Annotated in this window: 1 protein-coding gene; it reads left to right on the top strand. The window is 75.0% G+C overall.

Features of this window, described 5'->3' with window-relative positions; genetic code table 11:
* Window positions 1-1396: SpnB-like Rossmann fold domain-containing protein (locus AC6EXY_RS33260; RefSeq protein ID WP_499819024.1), on the top strand; the 1396-nt coding region annotated here is incomplete at both ends.

The following is a 1396-nucleotide window of genomic DNA, read 5'->3' as shown; positions in this document are numbered from 1 at the left end:
CACCCCACCCACCTCACCATCACCCTCGACCCCCCCACCCCCCACAACCACCGCACCATCACCATCCACACCCGCCCCCACCCCGACACCCCCTGGACCACCCACGCCACCGGCACCCTCACACCCGCCGAGGACGCCTCCGCCGCCCCGAGCACAGTCGTCTCCACCGCCCCGGACCTGCGCGTCTGGCCGCCGCCCCGGGCGGTGCCCGCTCCCGTCGAGGACCTGTACCCGCGGCTGAGCCAGATCGGGCTGAACTACGGGCCGGCGTTTCGCGGAGTCCGCCGCGCCTGGCTGCGCGGCGAGGAGGTGTTCGTCGAGGTCGAGCTGCCCGAGGAGCTGGCCGCCGACGCCAGGCGGTTCGCTGTCCATCCCGCGCTTCTCGACGCCGCCCTGCACGGGCTCGCCCTACGCGGCTTCTTCGACGGCACCGACGGTGGACCCCGGCTGCCGTTCTCCTGGTCCGGCGTTCGCCTGCATGCCACCGGCGCCCAGGCGCTCCGCGTGCGGCTGGCGCCGAACGGGCCCGACGCCATGACCGTCCAGGCCGCCGACCAGGACGGCAACCCGGTCGTCGACGTCGACGCGCTCGTGGTGCGACCGGTTCCGCTGGAACAGCTGCGGGCTGCCGCGCAGGCCTGCGGAGAGGATCTGCTCCTGCGCGTCAACTGGGAGCCGCTGGCCCCGAACGCCACCGCGGCGCCCACGCGATGGGCTCTGGTCGGGGACGACGACCCGACGCTGAGATCTGCCTGGGACGCCGCCGGGGTGAAGGTCAGCGCATTCCCCGACGTGCGGGCGCTCGGCGACGCGATCGCCTCCGGCACGCCCGCCGTCGACGAGGTGGCGCTGTCGTTGCGACCGGTCTCGGCGGATCCCGCGGACCCGACACTCGTGCCGACGGCGGTGGGCGCCACCGCCGAGCGGCTGCTCGAACTGCTCCAGTCGTGGCTGCGGGACGAGAGGCTGGCTCAGACCAGACTGGTCCTGATCACGCACGGCGCCGTCGTCACCGGCGACGACCCGGCGGGAGGTCCCGATCTCGTCGCCGCCCCGGTGTGGGGAATGGTCCGCTCCGCGCAGCGGGAAGGGGCGGGCCGGTTCGTCCTGGTGGACGTGGACACGCAGCCCGCCTCCCTGCGCCTCGTGCCCGCCGCCGTCGCGACCGACGAGGAGCAGATCGCGATCCGCGCCGGGCGGGCTCGCGTGCCGCGGCTGGCGAAGGCCGCGTCCCCAGCGGCGACGCCCGCCGCGCGCACGTCGCCGCGGCCGCTGTTCGATCCGGAGGGGACCGTCCTCATCACCGGCGGCACCGGCACCCTCGGCACCCTCCTCGCCCGCCACCTCGTCCACCACCACGGCGTCCGCCACCTCCACCTCACCAGCAGACAAGGAC

The organism is Frankia sp. RB5, from assembly GCF_059816245.1.
Note: the sequence above shows the minus strand (reverse complement) of the source record. Positions and strands in the feature narration are given on the sequence as shown.